Here is a 24,748-nt window from a genome sequence, read left to right on the forward strand (position 1 = left end):
TAAAAAAATTAATAAGTGCTAATTATTTAAGCCAAAGAATAAGTTCTGAAATTGAGCATTTTTACCTTTCCAGAATCCAGCAGGTAAATCAAATTTTCCAGAATATTATCTCTTTCGAAATAATTAAGTTTAATGGTGAGCTCATCAACATTGTATGGTTTTTCCTGAAGTGCGTTCAAGATTTCACTGGAAATATTCCGCCCAAAAATACTATCTTTTTGTTTTTCGCAATAGGAACATTTTCCGCAATTCTTTGGATTTTTTTCACCAAAATAGGAAAGGATCATCTTCATTTTGCAGTGGTCCGAATTGGTTACAAAAAATTTCATTTCCTCCCATTTCGTGAGCTTGTTTTTTTGAATTTGGTGAAAGAGGTTCCAATATTTTCCGGTGATTGCACGTTCATCACGACCTTGAAGGAATTTGATGCTTGACAATGCGCCGTCAATGTATTCCAGGTAATCCTTTTTTTGTAATTCCTTGATTTTTTCTTTCAACAAAAAAGGATCGGTCCCAATTTTTCTGCTCAAACCCAGTTCGCTAAACATGACCTTATGCGAGGTCAGTCCCGGCAAGTTTCGAAAGAGCAGCTCAGTGAAATACCCATCGTTTTTTGAAAGTAAATCTAATTCTTCCGCTTTCACCTTTATTTCCAGCGAAGAAAGCGCCTTATTATTATTATAGAAAATCAGCTCTTGCTGATGCATAAAGTTCAGCACATTCCGAATTTTTCCCAAAGAGGATTTCGTGAAATTCTGGATATGCTGAATGTGAAGCTGAAACGTCTTTTCCGGAAGTTCGTGATCCGCAATTTGAAATGTGGAATAAATGAAGGAAACGATCTTTACAAATTCAGATTTCGAAGGAATTAGATTTTTCAGTTGTTCATCAAAATTCATCAGCTCCTGGTCATTCCAAAAAAGAAATGCATAGGATTCCCCGCCATCTCGGCCGGCTCTTCCGATTTCCTGATAATAATTTTCCACGGATTGCGGTGGAGAGAAATGAACAATCAAACGAACATTTTCTTTGTCGATTCCCATTCCGAATGCATTAGTGCAAATCAGTACATGGTCATTTCTTTGCAGCCAATTGTTTTGCCTGGCGTTTTTCTCTTTGAATGCTAAACCAGCATGAAAATAGTCTACGTTTTGGATTTGGTTTCGCTGCAGGAATTTAGTCAGTTCTTCTGCATCTTTCCGGGTTCTAACATAGATGATTCCCGATGAGCGGTTGTACCTCATCAGTTGCAAAACCCTTTCATATTTATCCGCGATTTTCTCGCAGATGATATGGATATTTGATCTTTCAAAACTTTTCTGGAAAATTCCGGGGTTTCGGAGATTGAGTTTGTCAGTGATTTCCTTCAGAACTTTGCGGGTAGCAGTGGCAGTCAATGCAAGACACTGGATATTTTTAAACCGCTCCCTGAAGTTTTTGATTTTCTGGTAACTGGGACGAAAATCCTGCCCCCATTCCGAAATGCAGTGTGCCTCATCCACGGCGATGAAGGAGAGTTGGATCTCTTCTATGTTTTCCAGGAAAAAACGGTTGTTTAGCCTTTCGGGCGATACATAAAGTAATTTGGTAAGCCCATCCTTGCATCGGTTGAAAATGATTTCCGCATCAAACTCATCCAGTTCGGAAGAGAGATACTCTGCTTCGATTCCGCGCATTTTGAGTTGTGCAACCTGATCTTTCATCAAAGCTAAAAGTGGTGAAATTACGAGGCAGGTTCCTTCCTGGATGAGCGCCGGCAATTGGTAGCAAAGAGATTTCCCACCACCTGTGGGAAGCAATGCGAGTGCATCTTTCTGCAAGATCACGGAATCTATGATCTGTTCCTGCATATCCCGAAAAGAATCATAACCCCAAAAATGTTTCAGGGTATCGTATTTCAAATGGGCAAAATCTTCAGTCGAAATCATCAGGTAAAAATAGGAAAAGAAATTTCCAGATACAAAAAAAAGCCACGGCAAGCGTGACTTTTGAATTGAGATGGCCTGAAAATTATTTGGCCTCGAAATAAACTCTGCGGTTTGCTCTGTTTTTCCATTCAGGGCATTTGGTTGCAGGGTTACATTCCGGATATTTAAGATCTTTTTTACCGTGACCAATGGCCTCCAATTTATCGGAGTTCACACCATTTTGAATCAAGTAGTTTTTAACGCTGTTTGCTCTTCTTTCGGAAAGCTTTTGGTTATATGCTTCAGAAGCTCTGGTGTCCGTAGCACCAATTACCCGGTAGGATCCTGCGCTGGAATTGATATAATTTACAGCATTATTTAGGATAGGTGTATTGGATGGAAGAATTTTGTCTGAATCTAAATCAAACTCAATTCCTTGCAGCACTGAGGTGTTGTCCGTAACTGTGGAGGAAGTATTTCCAGAATTGGCGTTGGAGTAAGGACAACCGTTATTTTCTACCGGTCCGGGAACAGTAACGCATTTGTCATAAAGGTCAATGACACCATCCAAATCTGTGTCCAGTGCAACACCGGCACCGTCAACTCTTGCTCCAGCTGGCGTGTCGAGCTGTCTGTCCCAGTCATCGCAAACACCATCATTATCGGCATCTCCTTTTTTGCATACCTCCACATCCACATTTTTGTCGGCCAGCACATCTAATTTATAGTAGATCTCTTGCAACGGGTCATGCCAGAACAGGTGAGACTCGTGTTTGCCCAAATTTAATGTTGCTCCGAGGGTAATATTAATCAAATTATCAGAGGGGTTGTCATTAACTTTTCCATTGTAAGTAGCGCCGCCTGCTCCGTCAAAAGTATCATCGCCAGAAACCAAATACATCATTCTGGTTTCAATATCTAATGATTTGGTTGCACGGTACTTCAAACCTGCACCGGCTTGGGCAAATAAACTTCCGAGCTTAAACGGTTTGACTTCGGTGATGAGAGACTGGTTGTAAACCGGACCGGGATCTTGTCTGTACGCTCTATAAGCAAGTGAACCCACACCTGCATAACCATGCAGCGCCCAGCGGAATGGGGAATGATTATCAACTCTTCTCAATAGATTGGAGAAGTTGATATCTCCTAACAATGAGATGGCATCATATTGAGTTCTTGCACCCGCACCTTCCGTGGTGGCAACATGGTCTTTTGTATTCACAAAACCTTGTCTGCTCTCCCCTTTATCATATTGAAGTTTCAAACCAAAAGCATGGGTGATGGCTTTGTCTACACTTAAATAGGCAGACCAACCAAACAAATTTTTTCCTGCTCCAAATCCTTTAATGGAAGTAAGGTCAGACGACTGCATCAGTGGAACTCCAACTCCGGCGGAAATTGCCCAATCATTAAACCTCTTGGATTCCTGGGTAAATGGTGACACATTTGCCGAACCAGAAGTATAGGCATTCGGATATTTGCCAGAAGGAACTGAAACAGAGTCTTGTGCAAAAGCGGCGACAGGAATGACCAGTGCCAATGCTATCATTTTTAAATCTAGTTTCATATTATTTATGTTTTATTTGTTAATTAATGATGAAGTCTTCATTTTTGAGTGAAATAAACCCTCCTATTCGCTTCATTTTTCCACTCAGGACATTTTGTAGCTGGATCACATTCAGGATATTTTAGATCCGTCTTACCCCGCCCTTCAGCAGTTAAAACTGATGGGCTCACTCCTTTTGATTCAAGATATTTAACTACCGCATCAGCTCTTCTCTGAGAAAGTCTTTGATTGATCTCAGCAGAACCTCTTGCATCGGTAGCTCCAATCACCATGAATTGATTATTGCTGCCTAAACCTTTGATAATTTCTGCGGCTTGATCTAAGTTACTGAGTGACTTGGTTCTAATTTTGTCACTGTTCAACTCAAACCGGATCCCTTCAAAATGTTTGTTGATCTGGTCAATCGCTGACTGATTAGAAGCAGGAGCCGCTGCGGAAACGACTGGGCAGCCATTGTTTTCTACAGGTCCCGGAACGGTTACACACTTATCATAAAGGTCAATTACACCATCTAAATCCATGTCCAATGCTACACCTGCTCCATCAACTCTGGCTCCCAAAGGTGTATCTAGCTGCCTGTCCCAATCATCGCAAACCCCGTCATTATCTTGATCACCTTTTTCACAAACCACAAAATCTGTTTGTGTATCCTCAAGCAATTTTATCCTGCTATTTGCATTTTGCAATGGATCCCACCATGTTAAATGGGTTTCCTGTTTCCCTAATTTGAAGGTTACCCCTAAGTTTACCGTGAAAAAATTATCTGAATGACCAGTGGTAAGCTGATTATATCTTGGTATTGCATCAAAGCCGTGACCACCTCCGTCAAATGAATCATCTCCTGTGATGATATACATGGCACGCGCTTCAATGTCTACTAATTTAGATGCATTATACTTCACACCCGTTCCCACCTGATAAAAGAAACTGTCAAGTCCCAACTTTTGGTCTATTTCAATAGGAATTCTTCTGGGGTTATCATTCCATCTGGACATATCATTATCAAGCAATAACGTATTAAATCCCTGAAAACCGACCCCCGCATATCCGTGCAATGCCCATCGGTAAGGGGAGTGATTATCTACTCTTCTAAGGAGGTTAGAAAAATTAATATCACCAAGTAAAGAAATCTGGTGATATTTTGTCCACGCAGTAGCAACACCGGCCTTCACTCCTGCTTCGCCAGGAAGAAGTGCCTTTTGATTTGTTTTTCCCATTTGATACTGCAAGCTCATACCGAAAGTATGGCTGATTTGCTTGTCCAGACTGATATAGCCATTCCAACCGAAATTGACTTTGCCATCGTAGAAAGAATTCACATCAGCGGATTGCAAGAATGCTCCACCTCCACCAAGAGAAATCGCCCAATCACGAAAAAATCTGGATGAATTATTAAAGGGATGTACTTTTGCAGAACCTGAAGTAAAGGCATTCGGATAATCCGAGTTATTAGCAGCGTTCCTATTACTTTGCGCAAAGAAAGCAATGGGCAAAACTAGAGCTATTAATAAATTTAATTTCATATTATTGTTTTTAATGTTGTGTCAACTCATCTAACAACCTTCTTGAAAACTCACGTTCATGAAAATGCCTCGTATGCGGTATCTGCAATCTCTCCGAATAAAAATGGAAATTACCAAAAAGAACAATATCTATATCAATCACCCTGTCTGAGTATTCTTTAGAAATTAATGTGTCCTCTTTCCTTCCCATTAAATGTTCAATATTTTTCAGAAGATTCAAGAGCTCGACCGGTGAAAATTGTGTTTTTATATGTAATGCAATATTACAAAAAATATTGTTACTAACAAATCCAACAGGCTCAGTACTTAGAAATTCCGTTCTCTTCTCAATGGGACCGATTTCCTTCTCAATTAATTGAATGGCAGTCTCTAAGTTCTTTTTTCGGTCACCGAGGTTGCTCCCCAGTAACAAAGTTACCAAATGTTGCGACATATTGATTAAAAACCAATTAAATTTATGAAAAATTTTCTTAAATACGTACTGGCAAATATAGTGGCAATTATGGTGGTAATTGCTCTGTTTTTTATTTTTATTGCTTTTATGGTGGTTTCCAGCGCCATCGGCGATAGCAGTAAATCCTCGGTGAGGAAAAACTCAGTACTTACGCTGGACTTTAACACCAACATCATCGATAGCCCAACTGAAGACCAGGACGGCATGTTTTCACTCAATCAAAAACAGCAAAGCAATGTGTTGATTTACGATATGTTAGAAGCCATAAAAAAAGCGAAAACCGACGATAAAATCATGGGAATCAGCATTGAAACCGATGGAATCAAGGCAGGAATCACCCAGCTTGACGATGTGCGTGCTGCTTTGGAAGACTTTAAGAAAAGTGGGAAATTTGTATATGCATACGGAAATGTGGTGTCACAGGGAGCCTATTATTTGGGCTCTGTAGCCGATCAATATTTCCTGAATCCTTCCGGAGGAATTGAGCTGCGTGGCATGTCAACAGAAGTTCCGTTCTTCAAAAATTTTGCAGATAAATATGGCATTGGCATTCAGGTCATTCGACACGGAAAATTCAAGGCGGCAGTGGAACCCTACATGAGAAACGAAATCTCACCAGAGAACAGGGAGCAACTCTCTACTTTGCTGAACGACATCTGGGGACAGACTTCCACAAAAATATACCGGTCCAGAAAAATTGATTCTGCACAATTTCGCATCGCGGTGGATAGTCTCTATGCAATCATCCCTGATTTAAGCCTGAAAAACAAACTGGTTGACAAGCTCTTGCAGAAAACTGAATATGACAATTTGATCAAATCCAAATTAAAATTATCAGAAAAAGATAAACTCCACAAAATCACCTTTTCGAAATACATTGATTCTTACCACGAAGACCTGACGAAAAAAGACAATCAAGTCGCTGTCTTATATGCATCTGGTGCAATTTATAATGGAGATGGCTATGAAGATGTGCACGCGGAAAAATTCGTGAGAGATATCAAGAAACTTGCGGAAAACGACAAGGTGAAAGCCGTGGTTTTCCGCGTCAATTCTCCGGGAGGAAGCGCAAATGCATCCGATGAAATATTATTTGAACTCGAACAGCTGAAAAAGAAAAAGCCTCTGATTATTTCTTTCGGGGATTATGCAGCTTCAGGAGGTTATTATGTCGCGATGGGCGCAGATAAAATTTACTCAGAGCCGAATACCATCACCGGATCGATTGGTGTTTTCGGAGTTTTTGCCCATGTAAAAGAACTTGCAGCCAGAAATGGAATCCGGGCAGATGAAGTCTCCACCAACGCCAATTCCAACATGGTTTCGGTGCTAAACGGAATGTCCCCGGGAACAGTAAACATCATGACCAAAAGCGTAGAAGAAACCTATAAAAGATTTGTATACTTCGTGACCAAAAACCGGAAAAAATCCTTTGAACAGATTGATGAAATCGGTGGCGGAAGAGTATGGAGCGGAACCCGGGCAAAACAAATCGGTTTGGTGGACGAGCTTGGCAGTTTAAATGATGCGATCCGTTTTGCAGCACAAAAAGCAAACCTAAAGGACTATAATGTAGCTACTTATCCTAAAAAAATAAGTGCGTGGGAGCAGATTTTCAAAAATATGGAAGGCGAAGACCTCTCTGCAAGGCTGATTAAGAGTAAAATCGGCACCCAGAATTACAAGGTTTTCCAGCAGCTCACCGATCCCAAAATGCAGAATGGAGTGATGATGGAAATGCCGTACCAAGTGAAATTCTGACAGGATATACTTTAAGAGCAAAAATAATCCCGACTCCATATGAGCCGGGATTATTGATTTGTTAAGATTTTTAATTAATCACGTTTGGCGGTTGCCTTTCCGTAAATCCACAGGACAATTAATGCCCCTAAAACAGCCATTCCCATCGAATAAAAACTGAAGATTTGGTTGGACACTCCCTTTCCAAAAAGAGCATTCCCAATAAAACCGCCAATCATCGCACCAATGATTCCGAGGATGGAAGTGATTAGAAAACCGCCGCCTTGCGTACCCGGCATAATCCATTTAGCGATTGCGCCGGCAACAACTCCGAAAACAACCCATACAATAATGTCCCACATAGTTTTAAATTTTAATGTTAATATTTAGTGAATTTGGTATCTCTTTAATATTTTCATCAAACATAAGACCAAAGCGGGAATCAATTTCTTACCAATGCATTATTTTTCCCACGGATCGCAAACTTTCATCATGGTAAAAGTACAATTAAATATTTAATGGTCAAGCAATTAATTTCTCTTCTTGAAAAAAGAATCCACGAACTCGGCTCCATTGAAGAGTTGCAGGTCAGTCATTTTTTCACCAACACCGATGTATTTGACCGGAATCTGGAACTGGTCTGAAATCCCGATCACCACTCCTCCTTTTGCGGTTCCGTCTAGTTTAGTCACCGCCAAAGCATTCACTTCGGTGGCAGCCGTAAACTGTTTCGCTTGTTCGAATGCGTTTTGTCCGGTACTTCCATCCAGAACCAAAAGAATTTCGTGTGGTGCGTCTGGAATCACTTTCTGCATCACTCTTTTGATTTTGGTGAGCTCGTTCATCAGATTCACTTTGTTGTGCAGTCTTCCAGCGGTATCGATGATCACCACATCTGCATGATTGGCCACCGCACTTTGAACAGTGTCAAACGCTACAGAAGCGGGATCGCTCCCCATATTCTGCTTCACAATTGGAACGCCTACCCTTTCGCTCCAAATCACGAGCTGATCCACTGCAGCGGCTCGGAAGGTATCGGCAGCGCCTAAAACAACTGATTTTCCCTCAGATTTAAATTGGTGTGCCAGTTTACCGATCGTAGTGGTTTTTCCAACACCATTTACACCGACCACCATGATGACATAAGGCTTTTTGCTTTCATCTATATTTCCGGTTCCTGCATGTGGATTTTCCAAAAGAAGACCTGAAATTTCTTCGCGCAAGATTTGGTCCAGTTCGTCAGTTCCCACGAATTTGTCCCTCGCAACCCGGTTTTCAATCCTTTCGATGATCTTGATCGTCGTGGAAGCACCTACATCAGAAGCTATAAGGATCTCTTCCAAATCATCCAGCACATCTTCATCAACTTTTGATTTACCGACTACGGCCTTAGAAATTTTCTCGAAAAAACCCTGCCTGGATTTTTCCAAACCTTGGTCAAGCGTTTCTTTTTCCTCTTTGTTAAATATTTTTTTGAACCAGGACATATATTAATTACAGTTAAAAATTTTCAGAAAATATAATGTCAGTTTCGTCTCCAAAACTGTAAATTTTCATCAAAGGTAATAAAAAGGCACCCGTATAAAAAACTAAAAACATATAGGGGTATGCGATTGCCATAAAAAAAACTATCCCAAAAGGATAGTTTTATATCTGTCAGCGAATGGAAATTATTTCTTCAAATAAGCATCCACTTCGTCTGCGTTCATTACTTTTTCTTCAAAAACGTAGGCCCCAGATTTCTGTGACTTCACCATTTTGATCACTTTGGTCATTTTCTTAGAAGACCCGTCCTTTAGTGACGCTACTACTTTCTTTGCCATTTCTTATAACTTTAAAAAATTACTTGATTTCTTTATGAACAGTATATTTCTTCAAAACAGGGTTGAATTTTTTCAACTCCAATCTCTCAGTAGTGTTCTTCTTATTTTTTGTAGTGATGTATCTGGACATTCCTGCCATACCGGATTCCTTGTGCTCTGTGCACTCCAGGATCACCTGAACTCTATTTCCTTTTTTTGCCATGATTTCTTATTTAATAAATCCGTTTCTTGTTGCTCTTTCCAACGCTTCCTCAATCCCAATTCTATTGATGATTCTCAATCCGTGTGCAGAAACTTTCAAAGTTACAGATTTTTCCTGCTCTGGAAGGTAAAATTTCTTCTCCAATAGGTTAATCTCAAAACGACGCTTCGTCTTGTTATTAGCGTGAGAAACATTGTTTCCTACCATTGCACGCTTTCCTGTTATTTGGCAAATTCTTGACATATCCCGATGTTCTATTATTACTACTAAATATTTGAGAGTGCAAAAGTAGTTAGAAAATTTTGCATAGACAAATCTTTTTGAAATTTTTTTTTCTAAAAGTGGCACAACCGAGGTCCGAAAGCGCAAGAAAATCAAGGCCAAAAACCCGGTTATCACTAATCAATTTAGATTTTCAACGTAAAAGACTGTGAATCTCATCCGTCCTAAATTATATTCACCTCTCTTTCTAATTCGATCCCGAATTTTTCTTTCACTGATTCAATAATCATCGAAGAAAAATCAAAAATCTCTTTCCCGGTTGCATTCCCGGTCTTATTCACAATCACCAGTGCCTGAAGCTCATGCGAAGCCACGTTCCCGATCCGTCTTCCCTTCCACCCACACTGCTCGATGAGCCAACCTGCCGGAACTTTTACCAAATCGCCACTTGGATAATGCGGCATTTCTGGATATATTTTCTGCACTTCCAAAAATTGAATCAAAGGAATCGTAGGGTTTTTAAAGAAACTTCCCGCATTTCCGATGACTTTCGGGTCGGGCAATTTGCTTTCACGAATATGGATGACGGCTTGCGAAACATCCTGAATCGTGGGATTCACAATTCCCATCTTTTCCAGTTCATTTTTGATGGCGCCGTATTCGGTCTTGATGGCGTGGTTTTTTGTGGTGAGTTTAAAAGTTACGTCCAAAATCACATATTTCCCTCTTCCTTCCTGCTTAAAAATGGAGTCCCTGTATCCGAAGCTGCATTTTTCATGGTCAAATTCCTCGTTCTCCAACGTTTCCAGATTCAAAACTTTGCATGACACAAAAGTGTCTTTAATTTCAGTTCCGTACGCACCGATATTCTGCATCGGCGAAGTCCCCACATTTCCCGGAATCAGTGATAAGTTCTCCAATCCGCCATAGTCTTTATTTAGGCAAAACTGAACAAATTCATGCCAGTTTTCTCCTGCATGTGCAGTGACCAAAACTTCGTTTTCGTTTAAAACTTTTTCCGAAATCCCCTTTACATTCAATTGGATCACCAAACCATCGAAATCTTTCGTGAAAAGAACATTGCTTCCTCCACCGAGGAAAAGCTTGGAAATTGCAGAGTTCGACGTCCCGACCGATATCGGGTGGAGCGTATTATAATATTTCAAAACCTCAACAAGTTCATCATTGGAGTTAACTTCCACAAAATATTTTGCAGTAACATCAACGCCGAAAGTGTTGTGGCTTTTTAGAGAATAGTTTTCTTGGATGGTCATCTAAAATGAGAAAAGAGAGGAAAGACGTGCAATCATTATTTTTTTTAAACACACATTCATGAGGGTCAAAAAACTGCTACGAATACAAAATTAATTAGCTATTTACAGCCCTATAAAACTGGCTAGAGATTAAACTCCACCTTATATTTTTTCAGCGCATCTTCCAGCAATTCCGCACTTCGTCTCAAATCGTCTTCCTTTAAAACATATGCGATACGGACTTGTTTTTTGCCCAATTCCGGATTGCTGTAAAATCCACTCATCGGTGCCACCATAATCGTTTCACCCTTATTTGAATAACTTTCCAGAAGCCATTGCGCAAACTTATCCGAATCGTCGATCGGAAGTTCCACACCGCAATAAAAAGCTCCTTTCGGTTTCGGGCAAATCACGCCCGGAATTCCGTTCAGCAAGTCCACCAGGAGGTTTCTCCGCTTCGTATATTCCTCACGAACTTTTAAAATATATTCGGTATCGTTGTGGTGTGCTGCAGCCGCCGCAATTTGTCCTAACAAAACCGGACTCAGTCTCGCCTGTGCAAAAAGCATCGCCGCATCGTGGATTTCTTTCGAGCGCGTGATCATGAAACCGATTCTTGCACCACACATCGAATACCTTTTAGATTCAGAATCAATGATGATGCAGTGGTCTTTCAACTCGCTAAATTCAAGCATCGAAATCTGATGTTTTCCGTCGTACACATATTCGCGGTACACTTCATCTGAGATAATCACAATATCGTGTTTCAAAGCGATCTGCGCCAGTTTTCCCAGCTCTTCCCTCGTGTAAAGGTAGCCGGTCGGATTTCCCGGATTACAGATGATGATCGCCCTGGTTTTATCAGTGATTTTTTTCTCGAACTCTTCCATTGGCGGAAGTGCAAATCCCGTGTCGATTGAGGACGGAACTGCCACCACATTCACATTGAAAGTATGCGCAAAACCATTGTAGTTCGCATAATAGGGTTCCGGAATAATCACCTCGTCACCATCATCGCACAAAGTAGAAATCGCAAAATTAAGCGCTTCCGAACCTCCGTTGGTCACAATAAAATCTTTGGTCGTCAAATCCGTGAATCCCAAACGGTGGTAGTAATCCTGCAACGCTTCGCGGTACTCCAGATTTCCTTCAGAAAGCGCGTATTCGTAAATCTTTAAATGATTGTTTTTCACGGCATCCAGAGCGGTTTTCGGCGTTTCAATGTCGGGTTGACCAATATTCAGGTGATATACTTTGATCCCTTTCTGCTTTGCCTGAATGGCATACGGAACTAATTTTCGAACCGGAGAAGCCGGCATATTTTGGGCACGTTTGGATATTTTCGGCATGAATTTAAAATTTTCACAAAAATACTACTTTTTTTATGGAGCATCACCATTTCCGCTTCTCCGAAAATTCCAACCGGCTTTCACGGCTCGCTTCCCGATCTTCGATCGGGAGAGCTCAAACAGACCCGCTCAATCCGGGCTAAAAGTTCTGAGCCGCTTATTCTGAAAGAAAAAAGCCTCCTTATCCCCTCAGTAACAGGAAAATATTCGCTAAGTGTGACTCAACTAAAAAAGTCATGAAAATAGAGTTTCATCACCTCTACATCCATGATCTCCTGATCACCAAAAATCCATAACCATTCATAAAAAAGGACAACAAGGGAATATGATTCTGCAGCATCATGCAAATAAAACACCGCACAGTTTCCTGCGCGGCGTCAATAAAAGTATGTTATTTTAAAGATTCAGTGAGTGAACTTTTTACTGATGAAATATGGGAGAATTTTGTAAAAAGCCGTCCTTAAACGATCCCACTAACCAAACACATACAATTATTTGATAAATCCTTTAATCTTCAGAAGCGGATCAATACTCGGCGTTCTCCCCGTGAAATCCCTAAACGCCTGGTTCAAATCCACAGAATTCCCAACGGACAAAATATATTTTCTGAAACGGTCACCGTTTTCTCTGGTCATTCCACCATTTTTGGAAATCCAGTCCCATGCATCTGCGTTCAACATGTCGCTCCACATATAAGCGTAATAACCTGCGGAATAACCTCCGCCCCAAATGTGCGCGAAGTACGGCGAATGGTATCTCGGCGGAACCGCACCTAAAGTGAAACCATACTTATTCAGTACATTTTTCTCGAATTCCAGAGTCGGCTTAAACTGCGATGCGTCGGTTACCGAATGCCAGTTCATATCCAAAGTTGCCGCAGAAACAAGTTCCGTGGTAGAATAACCTTGGTTGAAAGTCGCCGCCTTTTTGATCTTGTCCACCAAAGTTTGCGGCATCGGTTGTTTGGTTTGGTAATGGAGTGCGTAATTTTTCAAAACTGCAGGTTCTAAGGCAAAGAACTCGTTGATCTGGGAAGGGAACTCCACGAAATCCCTCGGCGTATTGGTTCCTGAAATGGAAATATATTTTTGGTTGGCAAAAAGACCGTGCAAAGTATGCCCGAATTCGTGGAACATCGTGGAAACATCATCATAGGAAATCAGTGAAGGTTTTCCTTCAGCCGGCTTTTGGTAATTAAACACATTCACAATCACCGGTTTTTGACCCAAAAGATGAGACTGCTCCACAAAATTGCTCATCCACGCTCCACCGCTTTTGTTGCTTCGGGTATAGAAATCCAGGTAGTAAATCGCCAAAGATTTTCCATCACGATCAAAAACTTCGTAAGTCATCACATCCGGATGGTAAACAGGCAGGTCTTTTCTTTCTTTAAATGTGATTCCATAAAATTTTTCAGCCGCATAGAAAACGCCTTTCTCTAAAACGGTTTTCACTTCAAAATACGGCTTGATCTGGTTTTCGTCCAAATCATATTTTGCCTTTCTCACCTGTTCCGCGTAGAAATTCCAGTCCCAAGGTTCCACGGTGAAACCTCCTTTTTGTTGGTCAATAAGTGCCTGAATTTCATCTCTTTCTTTAGTTGCGGCTTCCACTCCCGGTTTAGCCAATTGCGCCAAAAGGTTCATTGCATTTTCGGGATTTTTCGCCATTTGGTCTTGAAGTTTCCACTCAGCGAAAGATTTTTTTCCCTGAACGTGGGCTTTTTCCATTCTCAATTTTGCCTGCTTTTCCAGGATGCTTCTGGTATCGTCTGCATTACCTTTTTCCGCACGGTACCAAGATGCCTTAAAAAGTTTTTCCCTCGTGGCTCGGTTTTTCAGGTTTTGAAGCAATGGTTGCTGGGTGGTGTTCTGCAGTGCGAGAAGATATTTTCCCTGATGTCCCGCTTTCTCCGCATCGGCGGCGGCGGCAGCGATTTCATCCGCAGAAAGTCCGTCGAGCTCAGTCGCATTATTCACAATTAAAGCGCCATTTTTTCTGGCTTCCAAAAGCTTAGCAGAATATTGAGTAGCCAAAGTTGCCAATTCCTCATTCAGCTTCTTCACTTTTTCTTTATCCTCAGCAGAAAGGTTAGCTCCCGCAATTTCAAAATTTTGCAGATAATATTCGGCGAGGCGTTTGTCTTCACCTTGCAGTTTACTGAAGTCGATAGCTTTTACGCGCTGATAGATTTTGTCATTCAGATAAATCTTATCGGATTGCGCGGCAAAAATCGGGGCATATTCCTCTTCCAGTTTCTGCAATGTAGGATTAGTATTGGAACCGGTCAAATTAAAAAACACTATTTGTGCCCTTTTTAGGACTTCGCCGCTGTTTTCAATGGCAACAATCGTATTTTCGAATGTAGCCATCGATTTGCTGTTCGCAATCTGCTCCAGCTCAGCGATTTGCTGTTTTAAACCGAAGTCGAAAGCGGGTTTGAAATGTTCGTCCCTAATTTTGTCAAATTCCGGCGCCTGGTATTGAAGCGTGCTTTTCTTCATAAACGGATTATTCGCTAAAGATGCATCCGGAACCGGGATTTCTGTGTTTGAAGTTTCTGGTTTGGTCATTGTGGTACAACTGGAATTGAAAGCCAGCGAAGAAATTAATAAAACGGATGTAATATTTTTCATTTTTGGATTGTTATTGAATGTAAAGGTATTAATTTTAACCAAATTAAAAAATGAACCCAATGAAAACACTACCTCTAATTGCTATTTGCACGCTCTCACTCTTTTCCTGCAACATCAAGTCTGATGGCGGATTTCCTTTAAACATTGTTCCAAAAGAAGGAAAAGGACCATTGACCGAAAAGGAATATAAAATGGATTTCGATGAGATCAAAGTCGCCCAGTCCATCCGTGCGGAAGTCTTCAAAGCAAATCAGGAGAAAGTCGTCATTTCTGCACCATCAGACCTTATGGAGGATATTCTTGTTGAAAATAATGGCGGAAAACTCTACATTCATTTCAAGCAGGGAATCAATATTTCAAGCAGAAATGTGACTGCCAGAATTTATGCCAAAGATTTTTCTGTTTTAAAGGCGAGTTCTTCCGCAGACATCATCGTTAAAGATAAATTTACCCAAGACAGAACCGATATTGAAGTTTCCAGTTCCGGAACCGTGAAAGGTGATCTGGAAGCCAACGAAATGTCCATCGATGTTTCAAGTTCGGGAACTTTCTCCGGTAAAATCTGGGCCGTAAATCTGAAATCGGGGGTGAGTTCTTCAGGCGAGGTGATTATTTCGGGTAAGGCTAAAAGCGCCAATCTTCGTGCATCTTCTTCCGGAACAATCAATGCGAAAAACCTCATTGCTGAAAATGCGGATACTCAGGCATCAAGCAGTGGTGATGTGAGTTTGTCTGTTTCCAACAGCTTAAAAGCTGCGGCAAGTTCATCGGGAGATATCGTGATTTTGAGAAAGGGTGCGGTGAATGTTTTGAGTAAAAGCGAGAGCAGCGGCGGAAGTGTGAGAATTAATTAGTTGGAGGATTTTTGATCCACTTTTTTTCCGTAATAACATTGATCATAAAGACGCTGATTCGGCTTGAATCAGCGTCTTTATTTATAAAAATCGTACTTTTCACCAATTACTGCACACATCACCAACCTCCAGAAGCACCGCCCCCGCCAAAACTTCCGCCGCCACCGAATCCGCCAAATCCGCCACCGCCGGAACCGCCACCAAATCCACCACCGCCAAAACTTCCCGGGAATGGAAAGAATCCGCCTGGATAGGTTCTTCGTCCCCGTCGGGAAAGCATTTCATCGTCATCATCATTATTTCCACCGCCACCACCGTGATTCCTGAAAAATATACTGATAAGGAGAAAGACAAAAAAGCAAATAATCAATATTTGAAACGCACTTAAACCCTCATCAGAATTAGTGTCTTTGACAATCGGTTTGAATTTTCCCTGTACCGCGTCCATCAATGCCGAAGTTCCGCGGTTGATTCCTTCATACCAAAGTCCCTGCTTGAAATTGGGCGTTACGATATAGTCCAGAATTTGTCCGGCAACTGATGCGGTAAGATATTGCTCCACCGCTCTTCCCTGCTGGATGGACATGGTGTGGTCTTCTGTTGCGATCAGGAAAACGATTCCATTGTCCACACCTTTTTGCCCGATTCCCCACTTTTGACCGTACATGGTAGCGAGGTAATTCACATCTTCGCCGCCGGTGGTGGGAATGATGATCACCTCGATTTCAGTGGAAGTGGAATCCGAAAACTTAATAAGCTTCTGGTTAAGAGCGGCTTTTTCTGTTTGGGATAAAAGTCCGACCTCATCGTAAACGGGATAAAGAACTGCAGGTTTCGCAGGAATTTTCTGGGCAGAAACAATGAGGTTCAGACCAAGAAACAGTAAGGCGAAAAAATTTTTATAGGTAAGGATTTGTTTCAATTTTGGTCGAAATATTTCAGTTAGTAAACGCTCGCAAGTCTATCCTCCATGAACTTTCCTCTATCATCTAAATCAGGAGAACGTAATTTCATTAGGCAATTCGTTTGGGTTTTCACCGGTAATCGGGAAATGTTTTTTGAGTTCTTCGCCGGTTTGCAGAACCGCATTTTTCAGGCCTTCGAAATATTTCTTTTTTGAAAACTGAGAAGTAACTTCGTCATGCATTCTGTCCCAGAAGTTTTGGTGGACTTTTTTGTGGATCCCCTCGTCACCTATGATGGTAAGATACTGTCTTTCAAAATTCACGTGGAAGAGCACTGCATTTTTTTCGGCAGTCTGATCTTTACAAAGTCTTTTGAAAACCGCAAAAGCTATTTCCGCATTATTTCCTTCGGTATTGGAATCAATATGGATCCGGATTTCTCCAGTGGAGCAATCTTCTGCTGTTTGAATGGCTTCCACCAGGGAAGCCATTTCAGTATCTGTGAGGAATGCATTCATTAATTGGTGAAAACTTCGGGCGCTTTCTGTGCACCTGCGTCTGCTTTGAAATAGGGTTTTTCTTTAAAGTTGGTGAAATTCGCCAGAATATTGTTTGGGAAAGTCTTGATCGCAGTATTATAATCCTGTGCGGCCTCATTGTAATAAACGGTTTCGCTTCGGATGCTGTTTTCAATCGCGGTATATTCCCTCTGGAAATTGATGTATTGCTGATCCGCCTTCAGGTTTGGGTATTGTTCCACCACTGCCATCAATCGGCTTAATGCACCACTTAACTCACCTTGTGCAGCCTGGAATTTTGCCAAATCTGCTTCGGTCATATTGGTGGGATCCACAGTAATCGAAGTAGCTTTAGACCTAGCTTCAATCACTTTGGTTAATGTTTCCTGCTCGAATTGGGAATAAGCCTTGACGGTTCTTTCCAAGTTTGGAATCAGGTTCGCACGCTTTTGGTAAACGGTTTCCACATTAGACCATTTCGTGTTCACATTTTGATCCTTGGTCACGAAATTATTGTACCCATTTTTACCCCAGAAAAATAATATAGCGGCAATCACGAGAAGAGCAATCCCAATCGTTCCGGCGCTCATGCAACCTCTGTTTCTCATAGTTTTTATCTTTAATGTTAATTATTCGACACCCAAATATACAAATTATGTGCTAAATTTGTAAAAATTTCTTAAAAAATGATAACATTAGTGGTGGCAATGGGGCTGAATCGTGAGATTGGTATTGATAATCTGTTACCGTGGCATCTCCCAAAAGACTTAAAACATTTCAAGGAAATTACTTCAAACCACCCGATCATCATGGGAAGAAAAACATTTGAAAGCATCGGAAAACCGCTTCCCAACCGGACAAACATCGTGGTCTCCAGAAAAAAGGACTGGTTCGAGGAAGGAATCCTGATCGTGGGAAGCTTGAAGGAAGCTCTGAAATTCGCCCAAAAAATTGACGAGGACATCTTCATCATTGGGGGCGGAAACATTTTTGAACAAACCATGGACATCGCAGACAAACTGGAAGTCACCGAAATAAAGACCACCATCGACGCAGATACCTTTTTCCCCGAAATTGACGAAAAAATCTGGAAAAAAACCGGTGAAGTTTGCCACGAAAAGGATGAGAAGAATAATTTTGATTTTTGTTTTCAGACTTATGAAAAAGTAAAGTAAAAGACAAAACCATCTGCAATTTTTGAATACTGTAAAGGCACCGAAGTTCAATACATAAAAGACAATTTCATTCGTTAAAAGGCACCCGGAACCAATTGCAACCATTGCACCAACCGCAATACTTTCATCAGGAGAATACGGGATTGCACCAAATCCACAATTTCCTTACTTTTGCACCATTAATTTTCAACAATGAACAAATACATAAAATTCGTGATTGCAGCGCTCATGATTGCTGCAGGAATTTACCTGATGTCTAACAGAAATATTGGCTGGGGAATCGTGGTGGTCATCCTTTCCGCAATTCCGGTCTTGCTGTTTTTTAAGAATGAATTTATCCTTTTGGCGTTTTGGTTTTTAAGGAAACAGAATGTCCCAAAAACATCAAAATGGCTTTCAAAAATCACCAATTTTGAATCCCAACTCCATAAATCGCAATACGGATATTTCCATTATCTGCAGGGTCTTACATTGGCACAGGAACATCCGCACCAGGTGGAACCCTTAATGCGAAAAGCTCTGGATTACGGACTCAACATGAAGCATGACCGCGCAATGGCCACTTTGAACATCGCAGCAGGAGCTTTGCAGAAAGGAAGAAAGCAGGAGGCCCAAAAACTTTTGGAAGAAGCCAAAAGATTAGACACCGCCGGAATGATGACCGACCAGATCAAAATGCTGAGAGACCAGCTGAAAATGCCATCCATGCAGAAACACATGCACAATCCGAATATGCGGCAGAGAGGAAAATTCTTTTAGAGCGATGTAATTAATGAATCCTATGGATCATAGGACAAATTGGATGTTTGCAAAGAAATCAAATGCTTTACATTTCCGAGCTGTTGTCAACCCCATAAAACTTAGGCATCTGCCAATGGTATTTTACGGCTAATGTTCTGATCAGCACAATCAGCAAAATAGTTGAAATCTGCACAAAAGTGTACGAAAGACGGGTATTGTACACCAAAAACAGAAATATGGTTCCACCAATAATGCTCGCGGTGGCATAAATTTCTTTCCTGAAAATCAACGGAATCCTGTTCAGCAAGATATCCCGGATAATGCCCCCGAAACAACCCGTGATCGTTCCCAAAGTAATGCAGATAACCGGGTGTAAATCGGCATTCATCCCCTTTTGGATTCCTACAATGGTGAAAAGTCCCAAACCGAAACTGTCGAACAGAAATAACGTTACTCGGAATCTGCTTTCCAGCGACTTAAAAATCATCGCGATGATGCAGGTAATAAAGATTACCGAACACATTACCATATCGCGCATCCAGAAAACGGGAACATCGAGCAGTAAATCTCTTACCGTTCCGCCGCCCACTGCAGTGACAAATGAAATAATCAAAACTCCAAACGGGTCAAAACGTTTTTGCATTGCGGCAAAAGCGCCAGACATCGCAAACGAAATCGTTCCGAGTATTTCTATAAGAAGGTTGAAGTTTTGATGAATATCCAAATTATTAAACGCGAACCGCGTCTGGTACTAAAAGTTCATAATTACCTCTGAAACTGATGATTTCCCTAACAATACTGCTGCTGATAAATGATTTTCCGGACGAAGTAAGAAGGAATATCGTTTCAATCTTGTTTTCCCTGGTCAGCTCACGATTGGTCTGCGCAATAGCTTTCTCAAACTCGAAATCTGCCGGATTTCTTAGACCCCGCAGAATGAAATTCACATTTTTGCTCCGGCAATAATCGATGGTCAATCCCTCGAAATGGTCCACTTCGATATTCGGGAAATCCTTAAAAGTTTTTCTGATGAACTCCATTCTTTGCGCCAGAGAAAACATGTACTTCTTCTGCGAATTTTGCCCGATGGCAATGATGATTTTATCAAAGAGCGGATAGGCTCTCTCCACGATATCATAATGTCCTAAAGTGATCGGATCAAATGATCCTGGAAAAACGGCGATTCTCATAAATTCTGTTTCAGGTCTGTCTGCCGACAGGTGGGTTTAAAGTCTGAAGCTTCAGGTTGGGTTCCTGAAATCATTTACTGTTAATTATTTCCGAAGGGCTTTCTCCACTTCATTTCCGCACAAATCCTTGATGGAAATCCCATAGATTTTTGCTTGCTGAGGAAGGATGGATGCCGGTGAAAATCCAGGATTGGTGTTCATTTCCAGCATGAAAGGAACGCCATTCATAATAATGAACTCACTTCGTGAAAAGCCACTCATCCCTAAGGAATCATAAGCTCTTTTAGCCATTTCTTCCACTTTGATTCGGGTTTCCTCATCGATTCTTGCCGGAGTAATTTCTTCGGAAGCACCTTCGTATTTTGCCTCGTAATCGAAGAATTCTTTATGAGGAACGATTTCGGTGATTCCCAAAACAATGGTTTCGCCATTAAAATCAACCACTCCCACTGAAACTTCCATTCCGTTCAGGAAGCTTTCGATCAGGATCTGGTCATCTTCTGCAAAAGCGAAATCCAGGGCTTTGCTTAGTTCAGCTTGCTCCTTAACTTTAGAAATTCCCAATGAAGATCCGCTCTGATTGGGTTTTACAAACAGTGGCAAACCTAATTCCTGTATGATTTGATCTTCGTCAATATTTTCTCCTTTCCTTAAATAAATGCTCTTTGCGGAAGGAATTCCATATTTCGCCAAAACAGCAAGGGTATCTTTTTTGTTGAAAGTCAAAGCACTTTGATAAAAATTGCAGCCGGTGTACTTTTGGCCGATCGTATCCCAATATGCCTGAAGCTCGCCATTCTCACCCGGTTTTCCGTGGATGATGTTGAAACAAACATCAAACTTCACATCAAATCCGCTACTCAGATGGACAGAGAAATCGGCTTTGTTGATGGGTGATTTTTCACCCCGGTCATCCAAAAAATACCACTCATCCTTCAGGATCACCACTTTATAGACATGGTACAAATCCCGGTCGAGTGAATCATAAATGAGTTGCCCGCTTTTCAGGGAAACCTTGTATTCATCGGAATAACCGCCCATCACCACGGCTACGTTTTTCTTGTTCATTGTTTTTTCTATATAGAGCAAAATTAAACAATTTGTTGTGAAACAACAGTCCGTTGCAGATTTAATTTATCCAAATACGTTGAAATCAACTTTTAATATCCACCCAAAAATGCTTATTTTTGCACCCCATGAAACCACAAGGTTGAATGTGACCTCATAAAATGCACATTTTCTGATGAAAAGATGGTATCTCTACCCTTTTTCTCTTGTTTATCATTTGGTGACGGCAATCCGGAACACCTTTTATAGCTGGGGAATTTTTAGTTCTACAAAATTCAAGACGCCGATCATCAATGTCGGGAATCTTTCCGTGGGCGGAAGCGGTAAATCCCCTATGGTGATGTACCTCGCCGACCTTCTATCCAGACATTTCCGAACCGGCGTGCTTTCCAGAGGTTACGGAAGAGTCACGAAAGGTTACGGAATCACGAATTACGACAGCAACTACAAAACCGTGGGCGACGAAGCAATGCAGCTCTTTGAAAGATTCAGAAACCGTTTCGTCATCGGCGTTTCCGAGGAAAGAGTTCCGGGAGCAAAAAAAATCATCGCCGATATGGATCTGGATGTCCTGATTTTGGATGATGCCTACCAGCACCGCGCCATCAATCCCGGTTTCAATATTCTAATGACCGATTACAACGATCCCTATTTTAGGGATTTCCTGCTTCCTGCCGGAGATTTAAGGGAAAGCCGTTCCGGCAAAAAGCGCGCACAAATCATCATGGTTTCAAAATGTCCAGATAACTTGACCGACGAAAAAAAACAATACTATATATCGAGGATTAAGCCACAACATGATCAAAAGGTCTTCTTCTCCAGCATTGGTTATGACGAGAATGTGTACTCCCATGACAAATCTTTGCCCGATAATAATCTCGGGTATTACGATATTTTGCTCATCACCGGAATTGCCAATCCGAAACCGCTGATAGATCATCTTTCCAGGTTTTCTCAGCGGGTGAAACATTTGAAATTCAAAGACCATCATAATTTCAGCGATCAGGATATCCAGAATATTTTGAAGGAATACAAAAAATTGGGCGAATACAGATTGATTTTGACGACCGAAAAAGACTATGTTCGACTGAAAACTTTTGACTACCTTCGTGATCTTGTTTATTATTGGCCGATCAATGTAAACATAGACAAAAGGGAAGAGTTCAACCAAATCGTTTTGGATTATGTTAGAAAGCATTAAGGAAACCGCCAGTTTCATCAAAAATATCATCAAAGAAACCCCCGATTTCGCCATTGTTTTAGGTTCCGGATTGGGAAAACTGAAGGACGAAGTGGAACCCCTCTGTATTTTGGACTACACCGAAATCCCTAACTTTCCGCAAACTACTGTTGTGGGACACGGCGGAAAACTGATTTACGGAATCTTGGAAGGCAAAAAAGTTTTGATGCTGAGCGGAAGATTCCACTATTATGAAGGACACGATATCCAGACTGTGGTTTTTCCATTCCGGGTATTTCATCTTTTGGGCATCAAAAACCTCATTGTTTCTAATGCATCCGGCGGCGTGAATCCAAACTTCCGGGTTGCCGATATCATGCTGATTTCCGACCATATCAATATGATGCCGGAACATCCGCTTCGGGGCAAAAACATCGACGAGTTCGGACCGAGATTTGTAGATATGAGCGAACCTTATCACAAAAAAATGCTGGAAGTTGCCGAAAATTTCGCCAAAGAAAACAATATTTCCGTTCACAAAGGCGTCTATGTCGCATTACAGGGACCTACTTTCGAAACCCCTGCCGAATACGGCATGATTCGTGCAATTGGGGGCGATGCGGTGGGAATGAGCACCGTTCCGGAAGTCATCGTGGCAAAACACCAGGGAATGAACTGTTTCGGAATCTCCATCATCACCGATGTTGGCGGGCCCGACATCGCATTCACCGTTTCTCATGACGAAGTTCTGGAGGCAGCCAATAAAGCAATGCCGAATGTAATTCGTGTGGTGAAAGGTTTGGTGAAGAATTATTCTTAGGATTTTCGGGATACGCGGTTCGCAGTTTAAACTTCGGAACTTCATTTTCCTTGAGCAGGACAGTCGCAAATTCGCAACAAAAATCCATTCTTAATTTTAAGAGTTTTATCTAAATTTCATCGGTGTCTTTTCAAAATTCACCATCAGATTTTTCAATATTAGTTTTGCCTTTAGCTCATGGAGAAAAGATTTAAATGAGCTGATAAAGAACCTTATTCCATTAGTAATTTAGCATACCCAGACTCATCTTAACCTTATTCCCTTATCGAAATGCTGGAATAAGGGAATAAGGTTCACTTTCGCTATGTTGACAGATGGTTACTAAGGGAATAAGGTTGAATTTCGCCATGCTAGTGGATGGTTACTAAGGAAATAAGGTTTTGTGCGCTTTCTGAATGCGTTTAGTTACTAACGGAATAAGGTCGATTCTTGCATCGCCACTCACTAAAAGGAAAAAGATTGACTTTCACTTTGCTAATGGATGGTTACTAAGGAAATAAGGTTTTGTGCGCTTTCTGAATGCGTTTAGTTACTAACGGAATAAGGTCGATTCTTGCATCGCCACATACTAAAAGGAAAAAGGTTGACTTTCACTTTGCTAATGGATGGTTACTAAGGGAATAAGGTTGACATTACCAATGCTGGTGGAAGGTTGACGAATTTCCCAAAAACCAAAAACCTTATTCCCTTAGTAATTTCGCAGACCCAGATGTATTTCAACCTTATTCCCTTATCAAAACCTTAAAAGGTTGCGGAATGTTTTGTTTTACACAGGTGTATATTCGCCCAACGCACTAGAGCTTCCCATTAAGAAAAACACCCAGGAATTCTCCGGGGTGTTCGCATAATCTATCAAATAGAAAGTCTAGTTCTTGATCATTTTCTGGTAAGAAGTATTACCTGATTTATCTTTCACTTCCACAAAGTAAATACCCGGCTGAAGTTTAGAAATAGCCACCTGACCATTCACCATTGCAGCTTCTGAAATCACAATCTTACCAGACTGATCCAAAATGGTAACCGATTTGATTTGTTCCCCGTTCTTAAAGTTAATCACATCTTTGGCAGGTACTGGAAAAATACTAAACGATTTTTCCACATTTCCTGATTCTCCCACTGCCAAAATAGGACTCATGACCAACGTGGCATAACCCCGGTTGTTGCTGGTGTGTTGGGCAAGGGTCAAAGTACTTCCTTTTGCGTAGAAAATTTCCAATATTCCAGCGGCATTAGGCACCAACACATCGCCGGGACCGCCTGCAAGCGTTCTTTTGGCAACCACAGTTCTCACTGAACCAGTCACCACGTCAGACATGATTGTCCAATCCTGTTGGGCATCTGCTACCGGCGTCACCCCAACTCCCTGAAAGGTATAATCTCTGCTCGCTGAAGAGTTGTAGATAAATCCATCAGCACCCAGCGCCATTCCATCTGCGCCCGCACCTATCCCCATAAAACTGCCGCTTGCACCATTGAGTGTGAGCGTTAGGAATGTAGGATCTGTGTCAATCTTTACGGTCATTCCGGTGGTTCCCAATGAAACCGTTCCAGAAGAAAATTGGCCCTTAAGCGAGATGGCAACCATCAGGACCGCTCCAAGAAATAAAGTTTTCAATTTCAT

At 41.4% G+C, this 24,748-nt stretch carries 25 protein-coding genes; 6 read left to right on the top strand and 19 right to left on the bottom strand.

Annotated features, from left to right (window positions below; genetic code table 11):
* Positions 1-26: 26 nt before the first annotated feature.
* From L0951_RS02475 to folK, 4 genes are all read right to left on the bottom strand, one after another.
* Positions 27-1,928: an ATP-dependent DNA helicase RecQ gene (locus L0951_RS02475; RefSeq protein ID WP_234109336.1), complete on the bottom strand. Its 1,902-nt coding sequence runs from the start codon at positions 1,926-1,928 to the stop codon at positions 27-29.
* A gap of 82 nt (positions 1,929-2,010) precedes the next feature.
* Positions 2,011-3,474 (bottom strand): OmpA family protein, encoded by a 1,464-nt coding sequence (locus L0951_RS02480; RefSeq protein ID WP_234109271.1) that lies wholly within the window; start codon positions 3,472-3,474, stop codon positions 2,011-2,013.
* A gap of 38 nt (positions 3,475-3,512) precedes the next feature.
* The gene (locus tag L0951_RS02485) at positions 3,513-4,997 is read right to left on the bottom strand and encodes an OmpA family protein (RefSeq protein ID WP_234109272.1); all 1,485 of its coding nucleotides are present in this window, start codon (positions 4,995-4,997) and stop codon (positions 3,513-3,515) included.
* 10 nt (positions 4,998-5,007) lie between these two features.
* Positions 5,008-5,430: a 2-amino-4-hydroxy-6-hydroxymethyldihydropteridine diphosphokinase gene (gene folK, locus L0951_RS02490; protein ID WP_234109273.1), complete on the bottom strand. Its 423-nt coding sequence runs from the start codon at positions 5,428-5,430 to the stop codon at positions 5,008-5,010.
* 24 nt (positions 5,431-5,454) lie between these two features.
* On the opposite strand from folK, the gene sppA reads away from it, so the two are divergent.
* Positions 5,455-7,212, top strand: a complete 1,758-nt coding sequence (gene sppA / locus L0951_RS02495; RefSeq protein ID WP_234109274.1) for a signal peptide peptidase SppA — start codon at positions 5,455-5,457, stop codon at positions 7,210-7,212.
* 74 nt (positions 7,213-7,286) lie between these two features.
* Here sppA and L0951_RS02500 read toward each other — a convergent pair whose 3' ends face one another.
* The 8 genes from L0951_RS02500 to L0951_RS02535 form a co-directional block, all read right to left on the bottom strand.
* The gene (locus tag L0951_RS02500) at positions 7,287-7,553 is read right to left on the bottom strand and encodes a GlsB/YeaQ/YmgE family stress response membrane protein (RefSeq protein ID WP_234109275.1); all 267 of its coding nucleotides are present in this window, start codon (positions 7,551-7,553) and stop codon (positions 7,287-7,289) included.
* Between the two features lie 168 nt (positions 7,554-7,721).
* Positions 7,722-8,678, bottom strand: a complete 957-nt coding sequence (gene ftsY / locus L0951_RS02505) for a signal recognition particle-docking protein FtsY (RefSeq protein WP_234109276.1) — start codon at positions 8,676-8,678, stop codon at positions 7,722-7,724.
* A gap of 183 nt (positions 8,679-8,861) precedes the next feature.
* Positions 8,862-9,014 (bottom strand): DUF4295 domain-containing protein, encoded by a 153-nt coding sequence (locus L0951_RS02510; RefSeq protein ID WP_234109277.1) that lies wholly within the window; start codon positions 9,012-9,014, stop codon positions 8,862-8,864.
* A gap of 19 nt (positions 9,015-9,033) precedes the next feature.
* Positions 9,034-9,216, bottom strand: a complete 183-nt coding sequence (gene rpmG / locus L0951_RS02515; protein WP_048499660.1) for a 50S ribosomal protein L33 — start codon at positions 9,214-9,216, stop codon at positions 9,034-9,036.
* Between the two features lie 6 nt (positions 9,217-9,222).
* Positions 9,223-9,459 carry a 50S ribosomal protein L28 gene (gene rpmB, locus L0951_RS02520; protein ID WP_048499659.1) on the bottom strand — a complete coding sequence of 79 codons (237 nt, stop codon included), beginning with the start codon at positions 9,457-9,459 and terminating at the stop codon, positions 9,223-9,225.
* Positions 9,460-9,662: 203 nt separating this feature from the next.
* Positions 9,663-10,712 (bottom strand): UDP-N-acetylmuramate dehydrogenase, encoded by a 1,050-nt coding sequence (gene murB, locus L0951_RS02525; RefSeq protein WP_234109278.1) that lies wholly within the window; start codon positions 10,710-10,712, stop codon positions 9,663-9,665.
* Positions 10,713-10,834: 122 nt separating this feature from the next.
* Complete coding sequence (locus L0951_RS02530) at positions 10,835-12,040, bottom strand: pyridoxal phosphate-dependent aminotransferase (protein WP_234109279.1); 1,206 nt, start codon at positions 12,038-12,040, stop codon at positions 10,835-10,837.
* Between the two features lie 491 nt (positions 12,041-12,531).
* Complete coding sequence (locus L0951_RS02535) at positions 12,532-14,676, bottom strand: M3 family metallopeptidase (RefSeq protein WP_234109280.1); 2,145 nt, start codon at positions 14,674-14,676, stop codon at positions 12,532-12,534.
* Between the two features lie 59 nt (positions 14,677-14,735).
* Between L0951_RS02535 and L0951_RS02540 the strand changes: the two genes are divergently transcribed.
* On the top strand, positions 14,736-15,530 hold the full coding sequence (locus tag L0951_RS02540) for a head GIN domain-containing protein (protein WP_234109281.1): 795 nt from the start codon (positions 14,736-14,738) through the stop codon (positions 15,528-15,530).
* A 118-nt stretch (positions 15,531-15,648) separates the two neighbouring features.
* On the opposite strand, the gene L0951_RS02545 is transcribed toward L0951_RS02540, so the two are convergent.
* The 3 genes from L0951_RS02545 to L0951_RS02555 form a co-directional block, all read right to left on the bottom strand.
* Complete coding sequence (locus tag L0951_RS02545) at positions 15,649-16,452, bottom strand: TPM domain-containing protein (protein ID WP_262908423.1); 804 nt, start codon at positions 16,450-16,452, stop codon at positions 15,649-15,651.
* A gap of 72 nt (positions 16,453-16,524) precedes the next feature.
* Entirely contained in the window at positions 16,525-16,953 is a 429-nt protein-coding gene (locus L0951_RS02550) for a TPM domain-containing protein (protein WP_234109282.1), read from the bottom strand.
* Entirely contained in the window at positions 16,953-17,561 is a 609-nt protein-coding gene (locus tag L0951_RS02555; RefSeq protein WP_234109283.1) for a LemA family protein, read from the bottom strand. Before L0951_RS02555 ends, L0951_RS02550 begins: the two co-directional genes overlap by 1 nt.
* A gap of 78 nt (positions 17,562-17,639) precedes the next feature.
* Here L0951_RS02555 and L0951_RS02560 point away from each other — a divergent pair, with 78 nt between their 5' ends.
* Entirely contained in the window at positions 17,640-18,128 is a 489-nt protein-coding gene (locus tag L0951_RS02560) for a dihydrofolate reductase (protein WP_234109284.1), read from the top strand.
* Positions 18,129-18,320: 192 nt separating this feature from the next.
* On the top strand, positions 18,321-18,887 hold the full coding sequence (locus L0951_RS02565) for a DUF2892 domain-containing protein (protein WP_234109285.1): 567 nt from the start codon (positions 18,321-18,323) through the stop codon (positions 18,885-18,887).
* Positions 18,888-18,954: 67 nt separating this feature from the next.
* Here L0951_RS02565 and L0951_RS02570 read toward each other — a convergent pair whose 3' ends face one another.
* From L0951_RS02570 to L0951_RS02580, 3 genes are all read right to left on the bottom strand, one after another.
* Positions 18,955-19,587: a trimeric intracellular cation channel family protein gene (locus L0951_RS02570; protein WP_234109338.1), complete on the bottom strand. Its 633-nt coding sequence runs from the start codon at positions 19,585-19,587 to the stop codon at positions 18,955-18,957.
* A 10-nt stretch (positions 19,588-19,597) separates the two neighbouring features.
* Positions 19,598-20,059: a pantetheine-phosphate adenylyltransferase gene (gene coaD / locus L0951_RS02575; RefSeq protein WP_234109286.1), complete on the bottom strand. Its 462-nt coding sequence runs from the start codon at positions 20,057-20,059 to the stop codon at positions 19,598-19,600.
* A gap of 84 nt (positions 20,060-20,143) precedes the next feature.
* A complete protein-coding gene (locus tag L0951_RS02580; RefSeq protein WP_234109287.1) occupies positions 20,144-21,127 on the bottom strand; it encodes a D-alanine--D-alanine ligase in 984 nt (327 codons plus the stop codon).
* Between the two features lie 175 nt (positions 21,128-21,302).
* On the opposite strand from L0951_RS02580, the gene lpxK reads away from it, so the two are divergent.
* Both lpxK and L0951_RS02590 read left to right on the top strand, forming a co-directional pair.
* A complete protein-coding gene (gene lpxK, locus L0951_RS02585) occupies positions 21,303-22,328 on the top strand; it encodes a tetraacyldisaccharide 4'-kinase (RefSeq protein ID WP_234109288.1) in 1,026 nt (341 codons plus the stop codon).
* Complete coding sequence (locus L0951_RS02590) at positions 22,312-23,127, top strand: purine-nucleoside phosphorylase (protein WP_234109289.1); 816 nt, start codon at positions 22,312-22,314, stop codon at positions 23,125-23,127. Before lpxK ends, L0951_RS02590 begins: the two co-directional genes overlap by 17 nt.
* Before the next feature lie 865 nt (positions 23,128-23,992).
* On the opposite strand, the gene L0951_RS02595 is transcribed toward L0951_RS02590, so the two are convergent.
* The gene (locus L0951_RS02595; protein ID WP_234109290.1) at positions 23,993-24,748 is read right to left on the bottom strand and encodes a T9SS type A sorting domain-containing protein; all 756 of its coding nucleotides are present in this window, start codon (positions 24,746-24,748) and stop codon (positions 23,993-23,995) included.

Origin of the sequence: Chryseobacterium sp. R2A-55, from assembly GCF_021401085.1 — a bacterium.
In the GTDB taxonomy this organism is placed as follows: domain Bacteria; phylum Bacteroidota; class Bacteroidia; order Flavobacteriales; family Weeksellaceae; genus Kaistella.